The sequence below is a fragment of the Paenibacillus sp. 22594 genome, from assembly GCF_052044425.1.
Classification (GTDB): Bacteria; Bacillota; Bacilli; order Paenibacillales; family Paenibacillaceae; genus Paenibacillus_AQ.
Genome location: NZ_JBQENA010000009.1, coordinates 171,832 through 192,551 on the forward strand (window position 1 = coordinate 171,832; position 20,720 = coordinate 192,551).

Sequence of the window (20,720 nt, forward strand, 5' to 3'; positions counted from 1 at the left end):
GATTTGTCGGTTTTAGGGAGCAGTTCACAAAATAGGCACGCAAGCAGAAGCGGATACCGAATCATAAATGGATGGCATCCGCTTCAATAAGAAATATTAGGTTATCCCGCCCGGCCTGGATAATCCGTTTTACCGGATTTCTCAGTTTTTCCGAAATAGGCCAAAAACAAACCGGCAAATTCAGGATCCCACTGGGTACCTCTTCCCTGCTCCAGAATAGCCAGCGCCCGTTCATGATTCATCCCTTTGCGGTAAGGCCGGTCCGAGGTCATGGCATCATAGGCATCAGCCACGGCTATAATCCGGCCATGCAGCGGAATAGCCGTTCCGGCCAAACCGTCCGGATATCCCTCGCCGTCATAACGTTCATGATGCGAGCGAACCCCGCCCAGGTAAGGCGCCATCTTTTCCACAGGCTCAATCTGACGCAGAATATTCTCTCCAAGCACGGGATGGCTCTTGATCTCGTCAAATTCCTCGTCGGTCAGCGCCTCCTCCTTGAAGAGTACGCTGTCCCGTACACCGATTTTGCCGATATCATGCAGCAGGGCAGACTTGCGCAAATTATCCAGCTTCTGCCCGGTAAGCCCCGCGAGCTGGCCAATAATCACCGAATATTCCGCCACCCGCAGCGAGTGCCCGGCTGTGTACGGGTCCCTGGCATCCAGCGCTACAGCAAGAGTGGTGAAATAGCTGTCGAGTAATTGCCTGCTCTGATGCTCCCGGGCCTGCAGACCGCGGACCATCATATTAAATCCGGCCACGAGCTTCGAGAATTCATCCGAGTATTCGTCCTGCATCTGCAGCAGCCGCCCGTCTTTAATATTGTTCATTGCTTGGTACAATTCGTTAATGGGATGCTGCACACTTCGGGTTAGAAGCCAAGCCGCTATGGATGAAAAAAGGGTACCGATCAGCAGCATAAGCCCCGCCCAATCCCAATAATTCTGCATGCCATCGGCTAAACCGCCCCGCAGCGTTTCCAGCCTGATTTGGGTTGCCATAATAAATAGAAAGAGCGGGAAAGTACCGATCAGCATACAAGTGACGAGAAATTTGGGGCGGATTGGCACAAACACATGGCCTTCCAGAGAAAAATCAACCATGTACAAGGTCAATGCCCGGTTTCTGAATTCTTTAATCAGCGGAATGATCGCCGAGGAGGTCAGAAAAAACTCAATCAACGCATGCATACCTGCCACCAGAATAGCCCCGGCGACTGCAAGCACTAGATAGAAGTAGGGTAAGCTGATTAATCCGGTACGGATCATCCATAAGGTCAGGAGCGATGCTGGCAGAGACAGCCCCAGAAAATGCGGACCCAGTATCCGCTGCACCGCAAGCTTCGGCAGCCGGTGAGTATGCAGATAAGCTTTCTCCAGCATGGCTAGTGTCGGTTTCCGCTCCGTAAGTGCCATCCGGATAGGCCGCATTTGCCTGAGGAAGACACTGATCTCCGTCACAGCCATAATGACGAACGAGATCAGCAATACGTAGAGCAGCCGCAAATACTCAGTTTGGCTTATTTCAAGTGAGGAGAGAAGAATCAGACTTCCCACCGCAAGCACGGCAATCACGGAGCCAAACATGTAATTACGAATCTGTTTTTTCAAAAAAACTCCGTATAAATTCATCGGGCCCCCCGTTTCCAGCCTTCCTTAAAGCTTAATGATTTGCATTTCTTGACAATCCATGCTATACTTAGTGAATATTTGTTTGCAGTATATATTATCCCCATCAAGAAGATGTCAAGCCGATTCGTTGCCCATTTATCTATTATCGGCATTTTGGACACAAAATCTTACGTTTTCTTGCAGTACTCTTCCTTTTTATGAGATTAAATTCGAACATAGTTTTCCGATTCGCACTGGCGCGGCCACGGAGCCGCAAGGACAAAAGAGAGGTAGGGCTTTTGTCGTTTTGGAAGGATTATTCTCGCCACACGGCTGCTGGAAATAACAAGGATCAAGACACCCGTTTTTCTCACGGACGGCGGGGGATTAAATATACGCAGAAGACATGGCTTCGCTGCTTTCTTGTACATAGAATGCGGTCCCATGTGTGGAACATATTAGCGCCCGATAACCGCAGTTTGCGGATATCGGGCGCGTCTACGTTTCCGGGACTTTTTTTTCAAGGTTAAAGGACATACCGGGTCACAAAATCGGCCACTTTTGTTACATACGCTGCCTTGTCTGTGTCATACGCCAGGCCGTGTCCCGCACCATGGACTACAAGCTTGTCCTTGGGACTTCTACATGCCCGATAGAGTTCATCCATCATATGGAAGGGCACGAACTTGTCGGCATCGCCATGTATGAACAGTATCGGCACACGGGCTTTACGCACCTGCTTCAGCGCCGAAGCCTCTCCAAAGAAATATCCTGCCTTGATGCGGGTGATGAGGCTCGCCATATGTACGAAAGGAAAGCTTGGCAGATGGTACATCCGCCACAGCTGGTAAGACAGCTGTGCTTTGACAGAGGTATATCCACAGTCGGCTACGATAACTTTTACCTGCGGCGGAAGCTCTTCTCCTGAAGTCATCATCACGGTTGCCCCGCCCATGGATATCCCGTGCAGCACAATCTGCGCCTCCGGCCCGTCCTCCGCAAGGATGTACCCGATCCACTTCAGATAATCCCGGCGCTCCGGCCAGCCGAACCCGATATAATCCCCCTTGCTGTCGCCATGTCCACGGGCATCGGGAATCAGCACATTATAGCCCATGGTCTCATAATAGATTTTGGCGCATGCCCCCATATCCTTACCTTTACCGGAATATCCGTGGGCTATAATAGCGGTCCGCCCCGCGGCACGCTCTGACGGCAGATAATAGCCTCGCAGCGTCAGCCCGTCATCAGATGAAATTTCAATATTTCTGAAGGTGTGACGGGATACCCACTCCGCCCCTTCCCCCCAGGATGCCCCGGCAACCGGCGGGTCTACCTTAAGATCAGGAGTCTTGGCCAGAAACTCCTTCGGCGCCCGCTTGATCGCAACACCATAAAAAAAGAATCCTGCATAAGTCACACCGCCAGCAATGATCAGCAAGGCGGCAATTATAATTACACTCCACATGAATGTTTGTCACCTTTCTTCGGTAAAATGGAATCCCACTTAAGAGTGGCCTTAGCGCCACCCGATTTTTGCATAGTATAACATGGCTCGGGGACCAACTGGAAATCCAGCTGAATCCTGGAAAAATTCATTAAATGACCAAACAAAAGAACAGGACTCCTTCATGGTGAAGGGGCCCTGTTTTTATCACTTGTTTTACTGCTGTGAATTATATCCTCTAACCCGTTACGATGAAGTATTCCATCATCTATATGGCTTCCAGTTACTTTTACCGTTTGCGTTTATTGCTTCTTGCTGTTCTGCTGAGCAGCAAGCCCAAGCCTGCTATTCCCAGACCGGCGATGTAATAAGGTGCCGGACTGGATTCCCCGGTCTGCGGCAGCTTGTCGGGTGTATCCACACTGCCCAAAGGAATCTCATCATCTAGTATCACTTCATCCCCAGACTTCGGTGTTACTGTTGCTGACGGAGCAGGGGCAGGAGCTGGTGTAGGCTGGAGTGATGCTGTCGGCTGAGATGGAGCTAGCGTTGCCACCGGCCCCAAAGGTATTGGATCATCATTGATTACCGTATCGTCTACAATCGTACCGATTAACGTTGTTGGCGTTGGTGTTGGCACGGTTACCGGAACAAAAATGATTGTAGTGTTTGACGTTGGTGTCGGTGTTACTACGCTTGTAGGCGTAGGCGACGGGTTCACCACCGGTGATGGTGTCGCGCTTGGTGTTGGTGATGTCGATGCGCTCGGTGTTGGTGACGTCGATGCGCTCGGTGTTGGTGACGTCGATGCGCTTGGTGTTGGTGACGTCGATGCGCTCGGTGTTGGTGACGCGCTCGGTGGCGCTGTCGGCGTTGGCGTTGCCGATGCACTCGGCGTTGGTGACGTCGATGCGCTTGGTGTTGGTGATGTCGATGCACTCGGCGTTGGTGACGTCGATGCGCTCGGTGTTGGTGACGCGCTTGGTGGCGCTGTCGGCGTTGGCGTTGCCGATGCACTCGGTGTTGGTGACGTTGACGCGCTTGGCGTTGGTGACGCGCTTGGTGGCGCTGTCGGCGTTGGCGTTGCCGATGCACTCGGCGTCGGTGATGTCGATGCGCTCGGTGTTGGAGACGCGCTTGGTGTTGGAGACGCGCTTGGTGGTGCTGTCGGCGTTGGCGTTGCCGATGCACTAGGTGTTGGTGACGTCGACGCGCTTGGCGTTGGTGACGCGCTTGGTGGCGCTGTCGGCGTTGGCGATGCACTCGGCGTCGGTGATGCAGATGCGCTTGGTGTCGGTGATGTCGATGCGCTCGGCGTTGGAGATGTCGATGCGCTCGGCGTTGGTGACGTCGACGCGCTTGGCGTTGGTGACGTCGACGCGCTTGGTGTTGGTGACGTTGACGCACTCGGCGTTGGTGACGTTGATGCGCTTGGTGTTGGTGATGTCGATGCGCTCGGCGATGGTGATGTCGATGCGCTTGGTGTTGGTGATGTCGATGCGCTTGGTGTTGGTGTTGGCTTTATAGGTGGTTCCGACCCGTCATACGGATAGTGGTGCATCTGCACATAACCACTGAACGCTTTTGCGATTAGAGTGCCATGAAGTTCTGCGTGATCATAAAAGACGCTGGCATGAGGAGCCAGTATGGTGCCCTCAATGGTTGTATTCCCAATATTCAAAGAAGCAGCTTCATAGAAATTGAACAGTACCTTACGGGCTTTGCCTCCCCAGAATTGAAAATTAGGAATCTTCACCGAGCTCCCGCTCACATTAATAACCACGGTGGCATCACCTGTTATGTTGAACTGCAAGCCATTGGCATCAGCCAAATCAGCAGCGGCCAGACGAATGACATTATAGGAATCCGGAGCGTTAATGGTGATCTTCCCGTATTCTTTTACAAAAGGCTGTGTCTGCGGCAAAGCGGCTAATTCATCCGAACGCTGTATCAAAAACTGTTCCTCGGCTGCAAAATCAATCGGTGTTCCCTTCCGGGGAGTTTCCTTAAGGTCTGCACGTGTATTGGTTATACTGCCGCCATATACTGCTGCGCCATATATTGTACCGTCTGTCAGACTGAGATTCTTGCCTGCAACCAGCACATCCCCGCCAGGCGCATCCTTGGATACACCGTACCCTTGCAAAGTAATATTCCCTTCAGCCGCAAGCCTTCCATGAATCTGATCATATGATTGCGTGAAATCCCCAAATATAAATGCGTTAAAATTGCCGGCAACGCCCAAAACAGGTGTTGGGGTATACGGCATATTAGCCGCTGCACTAACGTTCCATCCCCAAGTAATCGTACTGCCCAATATCAACACCCCTGTCAGTAACAGAGCTGCTGCCTTCTGTGTTCTTTTTTTCAATCGCATGCACCTCCTAGTAACTTATTCTATGATTTCGCCAAAAACATATAACAACAAAAAAACCGCCACGAAGGGTTAGCTTCACGGCGGCCGGACGATCATAGCCCCTGCTTGCGGGCATTAGATTCCTGACTTTGCGTCCTGTCCTTTCGAACAGTTTGCGTTTATACATGATGGTGTGTAATTTGGCGATTCTTATGTAGTCTATGACAATTGTTACTTTCGAACTAGTTCCAGTTTATCCCTCCACCCCCCTATTGTCAATCTATTCCTTTAGTGTTTTTTCAGGTGCTTGGCACATACAGATATTGGACAACCCTTTGTACATAAGGGATTATAGCTTACATACACCAAAACTTCACTTGCATACGAAATAGCGTCGGATCTAAGGATTACTCTTAAAAAGTCCCAAACCTGCATTTTATCTGAAATTTAAAATATTAAAAATAGTATTATTGAACTATACGCCTAATATTCTCCAGACTTGCAAAAAAAACAAAAGAACTGCCACGGAAACAACCGTAAGCAGTTCTTGATCCACCTCTATGTATGCTATATGCGCTCTCGTAATCAGACAATGCGAATATAGCTGATTGGTATGTTACAGCAGTTGAATCCAGCCAATCATCGACATCCATAACGGAATGCTCAAAAATAAACCAAATGCCAAACCACGGCGGAGACTTCCTTCATGACTCATCATCATTCTCCTCTTTGGGGTGCTTTATTTCTTACACTTTAATCTTTAGTATTTCAAATTTAATATATAATAATTCTTCGTATTTTATTGTGAAAAATATCACATTTATTGATCTTGTTTATAAATACTTAGGGTCAGTCAAACAAAATAAAAAAAACGGGCCTCGCCAAGGGAGTTGGCAAGACCCTGTAAGCTATCTATAAACACTGGGGAGTGTCTGGTACATTCAATATATATCCTTAACCTGAAAACAAGCTTATAATTACATAAAAATTACATTAAAAGCTTCCAATAGCCCAGGGTGCCTAAAAAAACGACCAGCGCCACGGGAAAGATAATTTTCCGGCTAACCTTATCCTCGAACGAAAAATACAAACACAGCATACAAAGCCACGCAATAAGGAGACTTCCCATTTCCTATGCATACGCCCTTTCTTATCATCCTGATGATCACGCGGGGTTCATTTCATTGGCTGCACCAACGGCCTTATAAGAAGATTACCCGCGAGTCAGCCGGTTCATACCCAATAATGGCTTGGGCCGCTAAATAAATTTCGATTATGCCAAAAGGTTGTACAGCCCAGCGGTTCACTGCTCTCCCTCCAGCACAGGGTGTTCCCAGAAGCTCAGCCTGCCTTTTGCGGGAATCGGATGAACAAGCGCCGTTACCTCTTCCAGCTTCCAGGCATAACGCCCTTGTGAATAATCGCCAAAAGCAAATTCATTGCCGCCCGGCCAGCCCGCTCCGGAATCCTCATCCGTCACCTGGTAGCAGTCGGCCAGACGGCTTGTAGCGATAATGGCTCCGAGAGGAAGGTTGTCTGCACTGAATCCATGCCGTGCCAAAGCCGACTGGATCGGCTCCTGCCTGCAGGCGGATTTGTCGATCCCCATCCCGGCATGAATAGCCAGCTCACCACGGTATGCTGTTTGCCAGGAACGGGTCTCGAACTGCTTTTCCTTAAGAGCAATTAAGGTGGCCCAAGGCTGCCGGACCGTGAGACATTTCATCTTGTGCCTATTCCCCTCTCCAGAAGAGCAAAAAACGCAGCCTCCCGAACATCCGGAAAGCCGCGCCGCCTATTGTTTATCGGGATGCCGGCGAAGGAGCATGAAGCCCCTGCCTGCGCATTGTGTGTGCTTTCTACTACTGTATTGTATGACTCTATGGGGTTCTATGCAACTTTTACTGTCGTTATTGGTAAAACAAATGATGGATAAACTCCGGAACCACCCACGCATGAGGATTGACAATCACCCTGAATATGGAAAGGACGAGCGAAAGAGGTTCACTTATACCTATATCCGCTCCGCCCCAGCCGGGTTGAGAAGAAGGTTTGGAATCATCAAGTCCATACTTTTCTATCAGCCTTTCTTGGATGCCGCTGTCTGTAGTTATCGTTCCGCCATCCGCCGCATGGGCAGGTCCGGGCTGTAGAAGCATTACGAAGACCACAAGCAGACTTGTAACAATTAGTATGTATTTACGCCACATCTACCGTTTCCCCGTTTCCGTTCTATTTTTTCGAAGGCTTCTCCATTATTGAGATCTCACCTGATGAATAATCCAGAAAATATGCTGTTTGTGATTTTAAATTGTAGTACAAAAATTTCGTGGCACCATTTTTAGGCCAGTCCTGTTTTTTAAAATTATAGCTCCTTCTTGAGAAAACAAGGACCATGTGTGTTCAATTAAATCCCCTACAAATACTTGACCGTTAATTAGTTCTGTTTTCCACCCGGAAATGTCACCATCTTGTTTAAAAACTTCTTTTATAGAAGCAGTTTCCTTTGTAGTTGATTTATTGATTAAACGAAATACCTTTTGAGCATCATTGGCTGAGGGGCGGATTACATTTCCCGGTATTGCCTGATAGGTATAAGAGGATAATGCTGCAAGGTAATTACCGCTAGTTTTAATTAAGAAATCAGAATTAAACTCCTTGAGCGAAGTTTCATTCTTTGTATAAAGATAGACCATTTTAACGAAATAATCATCCCTCATTATACCTTGCGCATGGTACTTAATGGCCAAATTAGGATACCCCTCAAATTCCCAATCCATTACTGATACACTTTCATATCCCATATCAACGATCTTTGCGTTGTAGCTCACACTTGGTTTAGTCCAAGGGTATTGATACAGGCTAAAGGAATTGTTAGATTGAACCATTATTCGTTCGTTTGTTGTGCCTGTAGGAGCTACCCATTTGATTTTATCTCCCACATTTTCAAGAGCGATCTCAGTCTTGCTAATAAGATTTCCGTTAAAAGAGAATACTGTTTTTGAAATTTTATTTCCGTTTCCTTTTTGAAGCAGCACTATTTTTTGAGGATTTTTTATAACCTCTATATCTAGGATCGTATTTGAACCATCCGAAATATTTGTGGTTATCTTTGTCTTTAAATCAACTATATCTGCTTTATTATTAATATAGTCAACCAGTGTTACTACATTTTCACTAACATAGACCACATCCGTACGGTCGTTACTTGGCGGTAACTCAGTGGGATGGGCATAGGACTGATCAGCAGATACCATTAATCCTATAGTCATAGCAAAAATAACAAAAATTCTCTTTACCACAGAGAAATCCTCCTATTCACACAATTTAGCATCCTCTTACATGACGCTAAAATAAAGAAAAAGTTGCAGAAAAGTAAATTTTTTCTGCAACACAATTATAAATATACAATTCCCCTAGTGAGTACTACCGTTATGGCTTTCTGGGAGATTAATCGGCCTTTTGTTTTAAATACTCATCTAGATACCTTTGGTGAAAACCATCTGTAGGATGTAAACCTAGAATTTCATATTTCCAGATTGTACGCTGTTGTGAAGGGGAAAACAAAACTTCATCATAATTATAATCGATATTAAACTTACCTGATTGGTTTAAATACATAGTTAAATTTGTCCATTGTTGAGGGTTGCTTTTACTGTATTCCGCATTAAGATCAACGAAGTACTCTTCTAATTCACTGCACAAGCGGTCATAAATGCGCTCATCTACTCTATAAATCTCAGGAATACTATGGCTATATATCAACTCATTTTTGACTCATCAGGGATAATCCCTACAAGTTTATTACCTATAAGTTGATATAAGTCTTCACTTTTCACAGATGTGTTAACCTCCAACTTGATTATATATAGTTACAGTAGTAGGTTTATCATAAAAAAACGCAGCCCCCCGAAATCCCGGAAAGCCGCGCCATGATTGAGTTATTAAGGATGCTGGTGAAGGGAATTGAACCCCCGGCCTACGCATTACGAGTGCGTTGCTCTACCCCTGAGCTACACCAGCTTAAAGCTTTTTTTCTGTCAAACAAAATACATTATACCCCGTCTGGGGAAAAACGCAACCCATTCTTTCACAGTGCTGCGACCGTAATTTCTACAGGACCCGCGCTGCGGAGGGGAATCGAGTCCCTCAAAGTCATCCCAGCATTCCCCGTCTGCGGAAGTAATCCAGTGCCAGCCTTGCGCTCTCCAGAGAAGAAGAAGCAAAGACCTCCTGCTCCACAATATAGTGCCGAATGCCGGCGTCATCCGCAGCCTTGAAGACACTCTCGAAGTCGACCTGGCCCTTCCCAAGATCGGCTTCTTCATGGCCCGCGCCAAAATCCTTGATGTGGACCAGCGGAACGCGCCCGGCGTAACGGGATACATATTCTGCCGGTACGGCACCGCCTACATGCACCCAACCCAAATCAAACTCAGCCACCATATGCTCAGCCGGAATCCGCTCCAGCCAGATGTCGATCACAGCCTGCCCGTTGACCTGCTTGAACTCAAAGTCATGGTTATGATAGCCGTACTTCAGACCCGCCGCCCGCACAAGTTCAGAAGCCTTTTCAAAGAAGGGCACCAGTGCAAGCACATCATCCAGTGCCGGATGCTGCGGAAGCGGCGCCGAAGGCGTGATGATATACTCCAGCCCCACCTCCCGGGCATATTCAATCTCTCTCGATAATGCCGATTGCATCTTCTCCAGACTGCTGAAATCCAATCCGACATGTGCCGAGGGAGCCGCCAGCCCCAGCTCATCCAGCGTTCTGCGCAATTCGGCAGCCGATACGCCGAAATAACCAGCAAATTCTACCGACTTGTAGCCGATCTCCGCCACTTTGCACAGTGTGCCCAGAAAATCCTTTTCGGCCATATCCCGTAGTGTATACATCTGTATCCCGATCTGCTGATTCATTGCCGCCATAGAGGACACGCTCCTTGTGTGCTGTAATTATTCAGAACTATTCCGCCTGCAGCTTGCGCTCCACCGATTCTAGTTTGCTGCGGCTCGTAGAGGCTTTGTCGCGGCGGTCATCAATCTTAAGCGAAGTAGAGACACGCTGCGCACCTGCTGTGAACGGGGACTCATGCAGCGCTTCTACAGCAGCCAGAATCCGCGTGAGCGGTCCTTCAATAATCGTGCCCATGGATGTCAGTTCGTAGGTAATGCCTTCCACCGTCTCCAGCACCCGCTGCATATCAGCCACGTAGCTGCTGAGGCTGGTGCTGCCTGTGCCGATCGGAATTACGGTTACTTCACCAATCGCCATTCTGAAATCCCTCCTACTATAAAATATAAAAAAATCCGTTATATAAGTCTTCAGTCCCTTCTATTGTAACAACTCCTGTCTACCGTCACAAATCGCCTAAAGTCCTAACAACCCTCCGCAAGAAATCCCGTGATTGTACTCACCGTATATATGGAGTCTTTGTGGCGGTTTTCGGGCCAATGTTTGAATCAAATTCGGCAAAATTTGTCGTTATTCTGTGGATTACCTGTGGATTAATTGTGGACGAACACGGGAACATCTGTGGACTAACTGTGGATCATCTGTGAGTAAATCGGCTGAATCCGCCCCCAGCGCGGGCTCGCAAAAAAATGTTTACAAACACAAGATATTGGGTTATTTTTATCTAGCGACAACAAAATATAGTGGAAACAGGTGCTTCGCCTCTATAACGAGCGCTGAAGCTTAATAGGGAAGCGCGGTGCAAATCCGCTGTGGTCCCGCCACTGTAACCGGATGTTCAGCAGGCTTCCACAAGCCCTGCGGGACAGTATCTGGAGGCTCACGCCACTGAGGGCATTGCCCCTTGGGAAGGCGCCTCCGGAATTCACCGGAAGCCAGGAGACCTGCCTGTTTCCGGGCACCATCATTTACGCCTGCGAGGAACAGGAGAGGTGTCCGTATGCGGCCTGCAAAAGCAGATTTAGCCTTCCCCCAGGATGGGAAGCAAAGGCTGCCGATACCTGAATGCGATAAGCCTTATCGCGTTCAGGTATCGGCTTCTGCGGGAAAGCTTCTTTCCATGGAGACCATCCGCAAATATCCGGTTTCGGTTATTTGTGTTACGCATCCGGGCATTTTCCGCCGTCCTCGGCGGAAGATGCTCTTTTTACTGAGTTAACGGGTGTCTTATTACTATCAGGACGTTTTTTATATACGGAGAGGAGAGCTGCACAATGACGTTGCTGGAGAAACGGTACAACGGTGGACAAGATGCACAGGAGGTTATGTTAGAGGAACTCATCCATTTGGGGCGCGATATTATCGACAGCCGGGATTTGGATCTGCTGCGCGAGAATGCCAATTTGAACGGAGAAAGCTTTTCCGGCAAAATGAGTAAGTTCGGCAGTGAGTATTCCAAGTGGTATGCCCGCAACTTCACAATGCCGCCGCAACTGGTACAGGCTACCCTCGATAACGTAGTGTATGTCCATGATCTGGACCAATACGCCATCGGAACCACCAACTGCATCTTTATCCCGTTCGAGCGTCTTCTCCGCGAAGGCTTTAACACTGGCAACGGCAGTGTGCGACCTCCGAACTCGATTATGACCGCGATGTCACTTGTGGCGATTATTTTCCAGTCTCAGCAAAATGCCCAATACGGCGGCGTATCCGCCAACAAGCTGGATTATGACCTGGCCCCTTATGTGACCAAGTCCTTTGCCAAGCTGTTCCGCAAGGGACTCGAATATTTCGAAGAAGGACAAGCTGGTGAGCATCTTGGCGAAGTCACTATGAGCCGCAGCGATCTGTCAGAGCTGTATCCGCGGGCCTTCCGCTTTGCGCTGAAGGAGACGGAGAGCGAAACGCTGCAGGCTGCAGAGAGCATGATACATAACCTGAATACGATGTCCAGCCGCTCGGGCGGCCAGATTCCTTTTACCAGCATCAACTATGGCACGTGCACCTCTCCCGAAGGTCAGCTGGTGATCAGCTCGCTGCTGACCGCAACGATGAACGGACTCGGCAGCGGCGAAACGCCGGTATTCCCGATCCAGATCTTCAAATGCAAGCAGGGCGTGAACCAGCAGCAGGGCGATCCGAACTATCACTTGTTCCTCAAGGCCGCCGAATGCTCCGCCCGCAGACTGTACCCGAACTTCGCCAATCTGGATGCGCCACTCAACATGCAATATTATGATCCGGCCGACCCGGATACTGAATTTGCAACCATGGGCTGCCGCACACGGGTGCTGGGCGACCGCTTCGGACGCAACCACTGCTCCGGCAAAGGCAACCTGTCCTTCAATACGCTCAATCTCGTGCGGCTGGGACTGGCTTACGGCACCGCCACAGGACGCCGGCTTGCCGCGGACGAGAACGGTTTCTATGACGATCTGAACCATTACATGGACATCGCTCTGGAAGGGCTGCTCCACCGCTTCCGCATCCAGGCTTCCCAGAAGGCCAAAGCCTCTGACTTCATGATGCGCGAAGGCGTCTGGGAAGGCGGCCAGGACCTGGCTCCCGAGGATTCTGTTGGCGAACTGCTGAAGCACGGCAGTCTGTCGATTGGCTTCATCGGCATGGCGGAGTGCATGAAGGCCATGTACGGCAAGCATCACGGCGAGGACATGAAGATCCATGCCAAGGCGCTCGCTATTGTCCGCCACATGCGGGAATACTGCGACCGCAAGAGCGAGGAACTGAACCTCAACATCACTCTGTTCGCCACACCTGCTGAAGGGCTGTCCGGTAAGTTCACCAAGGTGGACCGTAAAGTAATTGGTTCCATTCCGGGCATCACCGACCGTGAATACTATACGAACTCTTTCCACATCCCGGTCTACCATGAGCTGAGCGCTGCGCAGAAAATCAGCCTGGAAGCCCCGTTCCATGAATACTGCAATGCGGGTGCAATCTCTTATGTGGAGCTGAATGGTAATGCACGCAGCAACCCGGCGGCTTTTGTCAAGATTATCCGTTACGCGCTGGAGCAGCAAGTCAGCTATTTCAGCATCAACCATCCGGTGGACCGCTGCTCGAACTGCGGTTACGAAGGCGTGATTGGCACCAATTGCCCTTCCTGCGACGCGCATGAGAACGATGTGCATATCCGCCGTCTGCGCCGGGTAACCGGCTACCTGACCGGCGACTATCAGACCCGCTTCAATGCCGCCAAGCAAGCCGAAGTAAGGGACCGCGTTAAGCATCTATGAACATATGCGGCTACTACCCGGAATCGATCAATGAAGGAGAAGGCATGCGGGCCGTCCTTTTCCTCAGCGGCTGCCGTCACCGCTGCCCGGGCTGCTTCAATCCCAAAACCTGGAACTTTAATTTCGGTGAGCCGTTCACCCCGGAGCGCCAACGGGAGATCATTGCCGAAATAGCCGCGAATCCGCTGCTGGACGGACTGACACTGGCAGGCGGCGACCCTTTTTTCTCGGCAGAGGAGGCTGCGGGCTTCATTCAGGAGCTGCGCAGCGAGCTGCCGGAGTATCCCATCTGGATTTACACCGGCTATACCTATGAAGAGCTTGTAGCGACACCCGGCTCACCCGAATGGAACCTGCTGGCCCTGTGCCAGGTCGTGATCGACGGACGTTTTGTGGAAGAACTCAAAGACACCACCCTTCCCTACCGGGGAAGCAGCAACCAGCGCATTATTGATATTCAGGCCAGTCTCGCCGGTACGGAAATCGTACATTGGGAGCCGGCTGCCTTATAAATTCAGTTAACTTTCAAAGAGCAGGCCAAGCCTCGGGGCGGGCCGCTCTCTGCGCTTATATACTTCAATTTGTGATATTGAAAATTAAACCCAAAAATGAAAGGATGGTTGAACTTATGCCACAGCTCGTAGTGAAACCCGATAACCGCCAACTGGCTTTTGACGAAATCCGCCTTTCCGTGTACGCCGACCGTATCCTGAACGGCCTGGATCAATTAAGCAAGGAAACTCTGATCCGCGGAGTGCAGTCCAAGCTGCGCCGTGATGAGGTCAGCGGAGAAGAGATCAGCAATGCTTTTACGATGAGTGCCCTTGAACTGGTTACCAAAGAGGAGCCGGACTGGAAGTTCGCTGCTGCACGTTCGCTTTTGACTTCCCTCTATAAGAAAGCCGCCGTTAACCGCCGCTACAAAGCCTACCCGGACGAGCCTTACGGCGAGCTGTACCCGCTGATTACCGATCTCGTGAAGAAGGGCATCTACCGTGAAGAACTGCTGTCCCACTACACCAAGGAGCAGATCGAGGAACTGGGCAGCTGCATCGATTACACGCGTGACCTGCTGTTCGACTACATCGGCCTGCTGACCCTGTCGGACCGTTATCTGGCGCATGACTTTGACGGCCGCGTAATGGAGCTTCCACAGGAGCGTTATATGATTATCGCGATGTTCCTCATGCACACAGAGCCGGAAGAGAAACGTCTGGATCTGGTCAAAGAAGCCTACTGGGCCATGAGCAACATTTACATGACCGCTGCCACACCTACCATGTCCAATGCGGGTAAAAAGGTCGCAGGACAGCTCTCCAGCTGCTTCATCGACACCGTGGACGACTCGCTCGAAGGCATTTTCGACTCCAATACCGATGTGGCCCGGCTGAGCAAAATGGGCGGAGGAATCGGCGTCTACCTCGGCAAGGTGCGGGCCCGCGGCTCCGATATCCGCGGCCACAAGAACACCAGCTCTGGTGTCATTCCGTGGATTCGCCAGCTGAACAATACCGCAGTCAGCGTAGACCAGCTCGGTACACGCAAAGGTGCTGTCGCTGTCTACCTCGATGTTTTCCATAAAGATATTCTTGCCTTCCTCGACCTGAAGCTGAACAACGGCGACGAGAGAATGCGTGCGCATGACGTGTTCCACGGTGTCTGCCTGCCCGATCTGTTCATGGAGGCTGTGGAAGCACGCAGCCACTGGAACCTCTTCTGCCCGCATGAAGTGAAGAAGGTAATGGGCTGGAAGGATGCCCGCGGACGCGCGCTGGGTCTCGAGGATTTCTATGACGAGAAGCTTGGACAAGGCGCTTTCCGTGAAAAGTATGCCGAAGCCACTGCCAATCTGGAGCTGTCCCGCATCACGGTTCCGGCCATTGACATCATGAAGCGGATTATGAAATCGCAGCTGGAAACCGGCACCCCGTATATGTTCTACCGCGATACGGTGAACCGCTCCAATCCCAACCGGCACCAGGGGATGGTCTTCTCCTCCAACCTGTGCACGGAAATCATGCAGAATCAATCGGCAACGGTTATCGAGAGTGAAGAACTGGTTACCAAGGACGGCCAGACCCGGATCGTCATCTCGAAGGTTCCCGGAGACTTCGTAGTCTGCAACCTGAATTCCATCCACCTGGCCCGCGCGATTCCGGCCGGAGTGCTGGAGCGGCTGATACCGATTCAGGTCCGCATGCTCGACAATGTCATCGACATCAACAATATTGAAGTGCTGCAGGCCCAGTACACGAACAGCCAATACCGCGCGGTAGGCCTCGGCACCTTTGGTCTGCATCACCTGCTGGCGCTGAAGGGCATCCGCTGGGAATCCGACGAAGCCGTGGAATATAACAATCACCTGTACGAGCACATTAACTATCTGCTCGTGCGTTCCAGCATGGAGCTGGCCCGCGAGAAGGGCCGCTATCCGAAGTTCGCCGGTTCTGACTGGGAAACCGGGGCTTACTTCACCTCGCGCGGCTATACCAGCGGCGAGCAGGAAGGCAAATACGTGACAACAGAGCAGTGGCGTGAGCTGCAGCAGGAAGTGGCCGCCGACGGCGTGCGCAATGCCTGGATGTTCGCGATAGCCCCGAACGGCTCGACCTCGATCATTGCCGGGTCCACCGCCAGCATCGATCCGCTGTATGAGCTGCTCTCCTATGAGGAAAAGACCACCTACAAGATCGCCAACCCGGCACCGGATCTGTCCGAGAAAACGATCTGGTATTACAAAACGGCGTTCCTGATCGACCAGAACTGGTCCATCCGCATGGCATCAGCCCGCCAGCGCCATGTCGATCAGGGCCAAAGCTTCAACTTGTACGTGACACCTGATATCAAGGCCACCGATTTCCTGAACCTGCATCTAAACGCCTGGAAGGGCGGATTGAAGTCGACTTATTATGTGCGGAGCCGTGCATTAACCATAGAAGAGTGTGAGTCTTGCGCGAGCTAATTGTCTTAGTGCCTAAATATAGGAGTACGGCGATAAAACCGTAACTACGAGGAATGTTTGGACTTCCGGTCGCTGTTGTCTGCAGATTTCTTGATTTAAACCGCTGTTCGCGGTCGAAATCCGCAGACAAAGGCGAACGCTAACGCTCCTCCAGTTCCAAACTTCCTCTCCGTTACTACATCGCCGTATTCTATTTGTAGGACACCACAGAAGATTAGCCCCGCAAAATACAGGAGGGAAACAATAACATGCAACTGCAAAAGATTTTTAATACCGAAGCCCCGAATCAGTCTACACGAATCATCGACGGGGAATGCTCAGGGATACTGAACTGGAACGATATCCGCATGCCGCACATGTACAAGCTGTACAAGGTGCTGCTGCTGAACCACTGGATCGCCGATGAGATCCCGATGTCGAAGGACGCGCAGCAGTTCCCGCAGCTGGAAGCGGAAGAACAGCGTGTGTTCAAGATTAACATCGCCCTGCTAGCGGTGCTGGATTCGATGCAAACGATGTTCGTCGGCGATGTGAAGCGTTATTTTACCGACTCTTCGCTGGAAGCTATTTCGGCGATCATCGGACAGCAGGAGGTTGTGCACAACCAGTCCTACTCTTACGTTCTCTCTTCCATTGTATCGGATAGCGAGCAGAAAGAGATTTTTGAATACTGGAAACATGATCCGGTGCTGCTGGAACGTAACCAGTTCATCTCTGACATCTATCAGGAATTCCGGGATGCGCCGTCCAAGGAAACTTTTTTCCGGGCGATGGTGGCCGATCTGATTCTGGAGGGGATTTTCTTCTATAGTACCTTTGCCTTCTTCTACAACCTGGCCCGTGACCAGAAAATGATGGCGACCAGCCAGATGATCTCTTACATTCAGCGTGATGAGAATCAGCACTGCTACTTCTTCGCCGAAGTATTCAAGCAGCTGCTGGTAGATTTCCCTGAGCTGAACACCAAAGAAAATATGGACTACGTCTACCGCACCATCGACCGCGCTGTAGAGCTGGAGACCAATTGGGGGCACTACACGCTCACCAACGTGCGCGGCATTGATATGAACGAGCTGAGCGACTACATCAAATACACCGCTAACAAGCGCCTGACGCTGATGGGTCTGGACAAAGCCTACACGGGCGTAGACGTCAATTGCATGCCATGGATCAAGCCATTCTCCGACGAAGCGCTGAACGCGACCAAAACCGACTTCTTCGAAGCCAAGTCCCGCAACTACGGCAAGGTTGGCGACGACAACGGGTTCGACGATTTGTGATTTCCGGTTGTTCAAGTTGATGTGAGTGCGGCAGGCAGCCGCCTGACTCGATCCATACACTAGCCAGACTTATTCACGCTAAACGGGAATCTGTTGTATTTCCTACAGCAGAACAACCCAATTCCGGCGTAAAAAAGGTATCTATTGTATTTCGTGCAGCAGATTTTTAGTAAATGGCACTTTTGAGGCGTATCCGCCACATTCTGCTGTACAAAGTGCAATGAAATCTACTCTCACCGTTTGCGGAAGCAATTCTGCTGCACAGAATACAATAGAATGGCCAAAAGCTGGTTCCATAGCGTGTCTTGTGCAGCGAGTCTTGTATCGCGACGAAAAAGCCCCTTACCGCCGAAATTTCGGCAGTAAGGGGCTTTCGCTATTCATCGTACGGCATTACTGCGCGGGAATGGGAGACACTCGGCTCACGTTAAAATGCGCCCACACGATACGCCGAGCACATCTGGAATCTGCTTATTAATTTAGCTACTCTGCGGATTTACGCCCCGCCTTATGCGACGTCTCTTCCGCCAGTTCCGTAAGTACGCTATCCAGACGCAGCTTAAGCTCGCCGGCCAGCTCGACGACACCCTGATCGTTACGCACCGCCTGGGAATCTACCGCATATACTCCGCCCAAAATATGGCGGGCGCCCAGCACGGACAGCACCGGCTTCAGTGCATAATCCATGGTGAGGAGATGTGCCAGACTGCCACCCATAAAGAGCGGAAGCAGGATTTTGCCGGCCAGGCCTTTTTCCGGAATCAGATCCAGGAAGGTCTTCAGGACACCCGTATAGGATGCCTTATATACCGGACTGACGACGATGACCGCATCGGCTTCAGCTACCAGACCGTTGGCTTTGACGATGGCTTCACTCTCAAATTTCGTATGGATCAGATCCTCTGCCGGGAGCTCGGCTACATTGATGCGTTCGACTTCAAATCCCTGTCCCCGTAAATCCGCTTCCGCATATTCAATAACCGCGTTAATCCGCGAGACAAGGGATGGTGTTCCGTTGATGACAACTATTTTGGCCACTTTCCCACCTCTTCCGTTCGTTATCCGCTATAAGCTCCTGCCGCTTGTTCCAGTAAAAAACCTTCAAATTAGTAATAATCCTAGCAGAGTACAGGGATTATTGTCAAACGAACATCGCCTCTTGCACCCGGTAAAATCCTGAGCTATAATAAGCGGCAATACTACATCCCGATCAGGCCAGTGACCGGCATCCAACCGTGAGGCGTCTGCGACCGGAGCAATGTTCTTGCTTCCTAAGTTTACCGGGTTTCGCCCGTTACCGCGAAGACCAAAGAGGGCCTTGTCCTGCTGTGATTTCAGAGGATTCGGTCAACCTGGGTGGCACCGCGAGCTAACGCTCCTCGTCCCATGGATGAGGGCGTTTTTTGTATTTTTATAAGACAAAAAAGGAGCGAAACGGCATGCTGGACATGAACTGGATCAGGGAGAATGAGGAACTCGTAAGAAACACGGCGGTATGGAAAAAGGTAGACTTCCCGCTGGATGATCTGCTGGAATGGGATGATACGCGGCGGGAGCTGCGGCGGGAAACCGAGCAGCAAAGAGCGGAACGCAATGCGCTGACCAAGGAGGTGGAGCGCCTGCTGCGCCAGGGAGATGCCGGAGCCGGAGAACATGCCAAGGCGCAAGTGCGGGAGATTAACGTTCTGCTCACGAAGCTTGAGGCGGATCTGGCAGAAGCAGAGCGGCGCTGGGGCGAATTGCTGCTGCTTGCACCAAATCCGATATCGGCGGATACACCGGTCGGCGCAGATGACAGTGAGAACGTGGAGCTGCGGCGGACCGGCAGGGTGCCGAATTTCGGCTTTGCGCCGCGCGATCATGTGGAGCTGGGTGAGCTTCACGACATCATTGACATACCCCGAGGGGTCAAAGCCGGAGGGCCGAGAAGCTATGTGCTGAAAGGGGCGGGGCTCTATCTTCACCTCGCCGTGCAGCGGCTGGCGCTGGATGTACTGGCAGAGCGCGGCTTCACCGTGATGGACGTGCCGGTCATCGTCCGGCCGGAGGCGCTGGAGCGGACCGGGTTTTTCCCTGGAGGGATGGACCAGACCTACGAGCTGAACGGAGAAAAGCGCTGGCTGGCCGGAACCTCGGAAGTGTCGCTTGTATCGCTCTACAGCGATGAGATCATCGAGGCCGATACGCCGCTGCGGCTGGCCGGAATGTCGGCCTGCTTCCGCCGGGAGGTCGGTTCAGCGGGGCGTGATGTGCGCGGCCTGTACCGGGTGCACCAGTTCTCGAAGATCGAACAGGTCGTAATCTGCCGCAATGATCCGGCAGAATCGGAGCAGATGCTGCAGGAGATTCTGGCGAATGCCGAGCACATTCTGCAGCTGCTTGAGCTGCCCTACCGCGTAGTGGCTGTCTGCAGCGGCGATATGTCGCTGAAGACGCACAAGCAGTATGACATCGAGACCTGGATGCCCGGCCGGAATGCCTATGGGGAGACCCATTCGGCATCCAACCTGTTGGATTTCCAGGCCCGCCGCTCGGGCATCCGCTTCCGTGACGAGAACGGACGGCTGCAGTACTGCCACACCCTGAACAATACCGCAGTTGCCACGCCGCGGATTCTGATCCCGCTGCTGGAGAACCACCAGCAGGAAGACGGGTCGATTTATATCCCGCAGGCGCTTCGTAAATACATGGGCGGGCAGGAAGTTCTTCCTGCTGCGGGGACAACCGCGGAACCTCCTATTCCCATTTAAACAATATTGTCCTTTCCCAAGGACGGAACAGACGATTCAAATCCATTTCATTTTACACAGAGCTAACTCATAAATAACGTTTCGTGTTTTATTAGAGGGAGTTATTAAACTATGAATCTCCTTATCCTGCCAGC

At 51.0% G+C, this 20,720-nt stretch carries 16 protein-coding genes, 1 tRNA gene and 2 riboswitches; of the genes, 6 read left to right on the forward strand and 11 right to left on the reverse strand.

Going from position 1 to position 20,720, the window contains the following annotated elements:
* Positions 1–101: 101 nt before the first annotated feature.
* From ACTJKB_RS24840 to ACTJKB_RS24885, 10 genes are all read right to left on the reverse strand, one after another.
* Positions 102–1,613, reverse strand: coding sequence for an HD domain-containing phosphohydrolase (locus ACTJKB_RS24840; RefSeq protein ID WP_440837016.1), 1,512 nt, complete (start codon positions 1,611–1,613; stop codon positions 102–104).
* A gap of 526 nt (positions 1,614–2,139) precedes the next feature.
* The gene (locus tag ACTJKB_RS24845; RefSeq protein WP_440837017.1) at positions 2,140–3,081 is read right to left on the reverse strand and encodes an alpha/beta hydrolase; all 942 of its coding nucleotides are present in this window, start codon (positions 3,079–3,081) and stop codon (positions 2,140–2,142) included.
* Positions 3,082–3,349: 268 nt separating this feature from the next.
* Positions 3,350–5,431 (reverse strand): choice-of-anchor A family protein, encoded by a 2,082-nt coding sequence (locus ACTJKB_RS24850; protein WP_440837018.1) that lies wholly within the window; start codon positions 5,429–5,431, stop codon positions 3,350–3,352.
* A gap of 82 nt (positions 5,432–5,513) precedes the next feature.
* A riboswitch (cyclic di-GMP riboswitch) is annotated at positions 5,514–5,604 on the reverse strand.
* 1,115 nt (positions 5,605–6,719) lie between these two features.
* On the reverse strand, positions 6,720–7,142 hold the full coding sequence (locus tag ACTJKB_RS24855; RefSeq protein WP_440837019.1) for an ASCH domain-containing protein: 423 nt from the start codon (positions 7,140–7,142) through the stop codon (positions 6,720–6,722).
* Between the two features lie 184 nt (positions 7,143–7,326).
* The gene (locus ACTJKB_RS24860) at positions 7,327–7,626 is read right to left on the reverse strand and encodes a hypothetical protein (protein WP_440837020.1); all 300 of its coding nucleotides are present in this window, start codon (positions 7,624–7,626) and stop codon (positions 7,327–7,329) included.
* A gap of 96 nt (positions 7,627–7,722) precedes the next feature.
* Positions 7,723–8,718, reverse strand: a complete 996-nt coding sequence (locus ACTJKB_RS24865; RefSeq protein ID WP_440837021.1) for a hypothetical protein — start codon at positions 8,716–8,718, stop codon at positions 7,723–7,725.
* Positions 8,719–8,866: 148 nt separating this feature from the next.
* Positions 8,867–9,181: an immunity protein YezG family protein gene (locus tag ACTJKB_RS24870; protein WP_440837022.1), complete on the reverse strand. Its 315-nt coding sequence runs from the start codon at positions 9,179–9,181 to the stop codon at positions 8,867–8,869.
* 186 nt (positions 9,182–9,367) lie between these two features.
* Positions 9,368–9,439, reverse strand: a tRNA-Thr gene (locus ACTJKB_RS24875).
* 132 nt (positions 9,440–9,571) lie between these two features.
* Complete coding sequence (locus tag ACTJKB_RS24880; protein ID WP_440837023.1) at positions 9,572–10,348, reverse strand: sugar phosphate isomerase/epimerase family protein; 777 nt, start codon at positions 10,346–10,348, stop codon at positions 9,572–9,574.
* 37 nt (positions 10,349–10,385) lie between these two features.
* A complete protein-coding gene (locus ACTJKB_RS24885; protein ID WP_440837024.1) occupies positions 10,386–10,694 on the reverse strand; it encodes an MTH1187 family thiamine-binding protein in 309 nt (102 codons plus the stop codon).
* 374 nt (positions 10,695–11,068) lie between these two features.
* Positions 11,069–11,300, forward strand: a riboswitch (cobalamin riboswitch).
* Positions 11,301–11,334: 34 nt separating this feature from the next.
* Here ACTJKB_RS24885 and ACTJKB_RS24890 point away from each other — a divergent pair.
* The 5 genes from ACTJKB_RS24890 (at position 11,335) to ACTJKB_RS24910 (ending at position 17,836) form a co-directional block, all read left to right on the forward strand.
* A complete protein-coding gene (locus tag ACTJKB_RS24890; protein ID WP_440837025.1) occupies positions 11,335–11,553 on the forward strand; it encodes a hypothetical protein in 219 nt (72 codons plus the stop codon).
* 55 nt (positions 11,554–11,608) lie between these two features.
* Entirely contained in the window at positions 11,609–13,594 is a 1,986-nt protein-coding gene (locus tag ACTJKB_RS24895; RefSeq protein ID WP_440837026.1) for an anaerobic ribonucleoside triphosphate reductase, read from the forward strand.
* Complete coding sequence (gene nrdG, locus ACTJKB_RS24900; protein WP_440837027.1) at positions 13,591–14,106, forward strand: anaerobic ribonucleoside-triphosphate reductase activating protein; 516 nt, start codon at positions 13,591–13,593, stop codon at positions 14,104–14,106. The genes ACTJKB_RS24895 and nrdG overlap by 4 nt, the downstream gene beginning before the upstream one ends.
* 116 nt (positions 14,107–14,222) lie before the next feature.
* On the forward strand, positions 14,223–16,556 hold the full coding sequence (locus ACTJKB_RS24905) for a ribonucleoside-diphosphate reductase subunit alpha (protein WP_440837028.1): 2,334 nt from the start codon (positions 14,223–14,225) through the stop codon (positions 16,554–16,556).
* A gap of 248 nt (positions 16,557–16,804) precedes the next feature.
* Positions 16,805–17,836, forward strand: coding sequence for a ribonucleotide-diphosphate reductase subunit beta (locus tag ACTJKB_RS24910; protein WP_074086718.1), 1,032 nt, complete (start codon positions 16,805–16,807; stop codon positions 17,834–17,836).
* 483 nt (positions 17,837–18,319) lie between these two features.
* Here the strand turns inward: ACTJKB_RS24910 and ssuE are convergent, their stop codons facing one another.
* Positions 18,320–18,874, reverse strand: coding sequence for an NADPH-dependent FMN reductase (gene ssuE / locus ACTJKB_RS24915; RefSeq protein WP_440837029.1), 555 nt, complete (start codon positions 18,872–18,874; stop codon positions 18,320–18,322).
* Between the two features lie 401 nt (positions 18,875–19,275).
* On the opposite strand from ssuE, the gene serS reads away from it, so the two are divergent.
* Positions 19,276–20,586, forward strand: a complete 1,311-nt coding sequence (gene serS / locus ACTJKB_RS24920; RefSeq protein WP_440837030.1) for a serine--tRNA ligase — start codon at positions 19,276–19,278, stop codon at positions 20,584–20,586.
* Positions 20,587–20,720 lie beyond the last annotated feature (134 nt).

Excerpts from the sequence above, each read along its gene's own strand:
- ACTJKB_RS24845 (WP_440837017.1), bottom strand. The coding sequence starts at position 3,081 with ATGTGGAGTGTAATTATAATTGCCGCCTTGCTGATCATTGCTGGCGGT.
- ACTJKB_RS24855 (WP_440837019.1), bottom strand. The coding sequence starts at position 7,142 with ATGAAATGTCTCACGGTCCGGCAGCCTTGGGCCACCTTAATTGCTCTT.
- ACTJKB_RS24860 (WP_440837020.1), bottom strand. The coding sequence starts at position 7,626 with ATGTGGCGTAAATACATACTAATTGTTACAAGTCTGCTTGTGGTCTTC.
- ACTJKB_RS24880 (WP_440837023.1), bottom strand. The coding sequence starts at position 10,348 with ATGGCGGCAATGAATCAGCAGATCGGGATACAGATGTATACACTACGG.
- ACTJKB_RS24885 (WP_440837024.1), bottom strand. The coding sequence starts at position 10,694 with ATGGCGATTGGTGAAGTAACCGTAATTCCGATCGGCACAGGCAGCACC.
- ACTJKB_RS24890 (WP_440837025.1), top strand. The coding sequence starts at position 11,335 with ATGCGGCCTGCAAAAGCAGATTTAGCCTTCCCCCAGGATGGGAAGCAA.
- ACTJKB_RS24895 (WP_440837026.1), top strand. The coding sequence starts at position 11,609 with ATGACGTTGCTGGAGAAACGGTACAACGGTGGACAAGATGCACAGGAG.
- nrdG (WP_440837027.1), top strand. The coding sequence starts at position 13,591 with ATGAACATATGCGGCTACTACCCGGAATCGATCAATGAAGGAGAAGGC.
- ACTJKB_RS24905 (WP_440837028.1), top strand. The coding sequence starts at position 14,223 with ATGCCACAGCTCGTAGTGAAACCCGATAACCGCCAACTGGCTTTTGAC.
- ACTJKB_RS24910 (WP_074086718.1), top strand. The coding sequence starts at position 16,805 with ATGCAACTGCAAAAGATTTTTAATACCGAAGCCCCGAATCAGTCTACA.
- serS (WP_440837030.1), top strand. The coding sequence starts at position 19,276 with ATGCTGGACATGAACTGGATCAGGGAGAATGAGGAACTCGTAAGAAAC.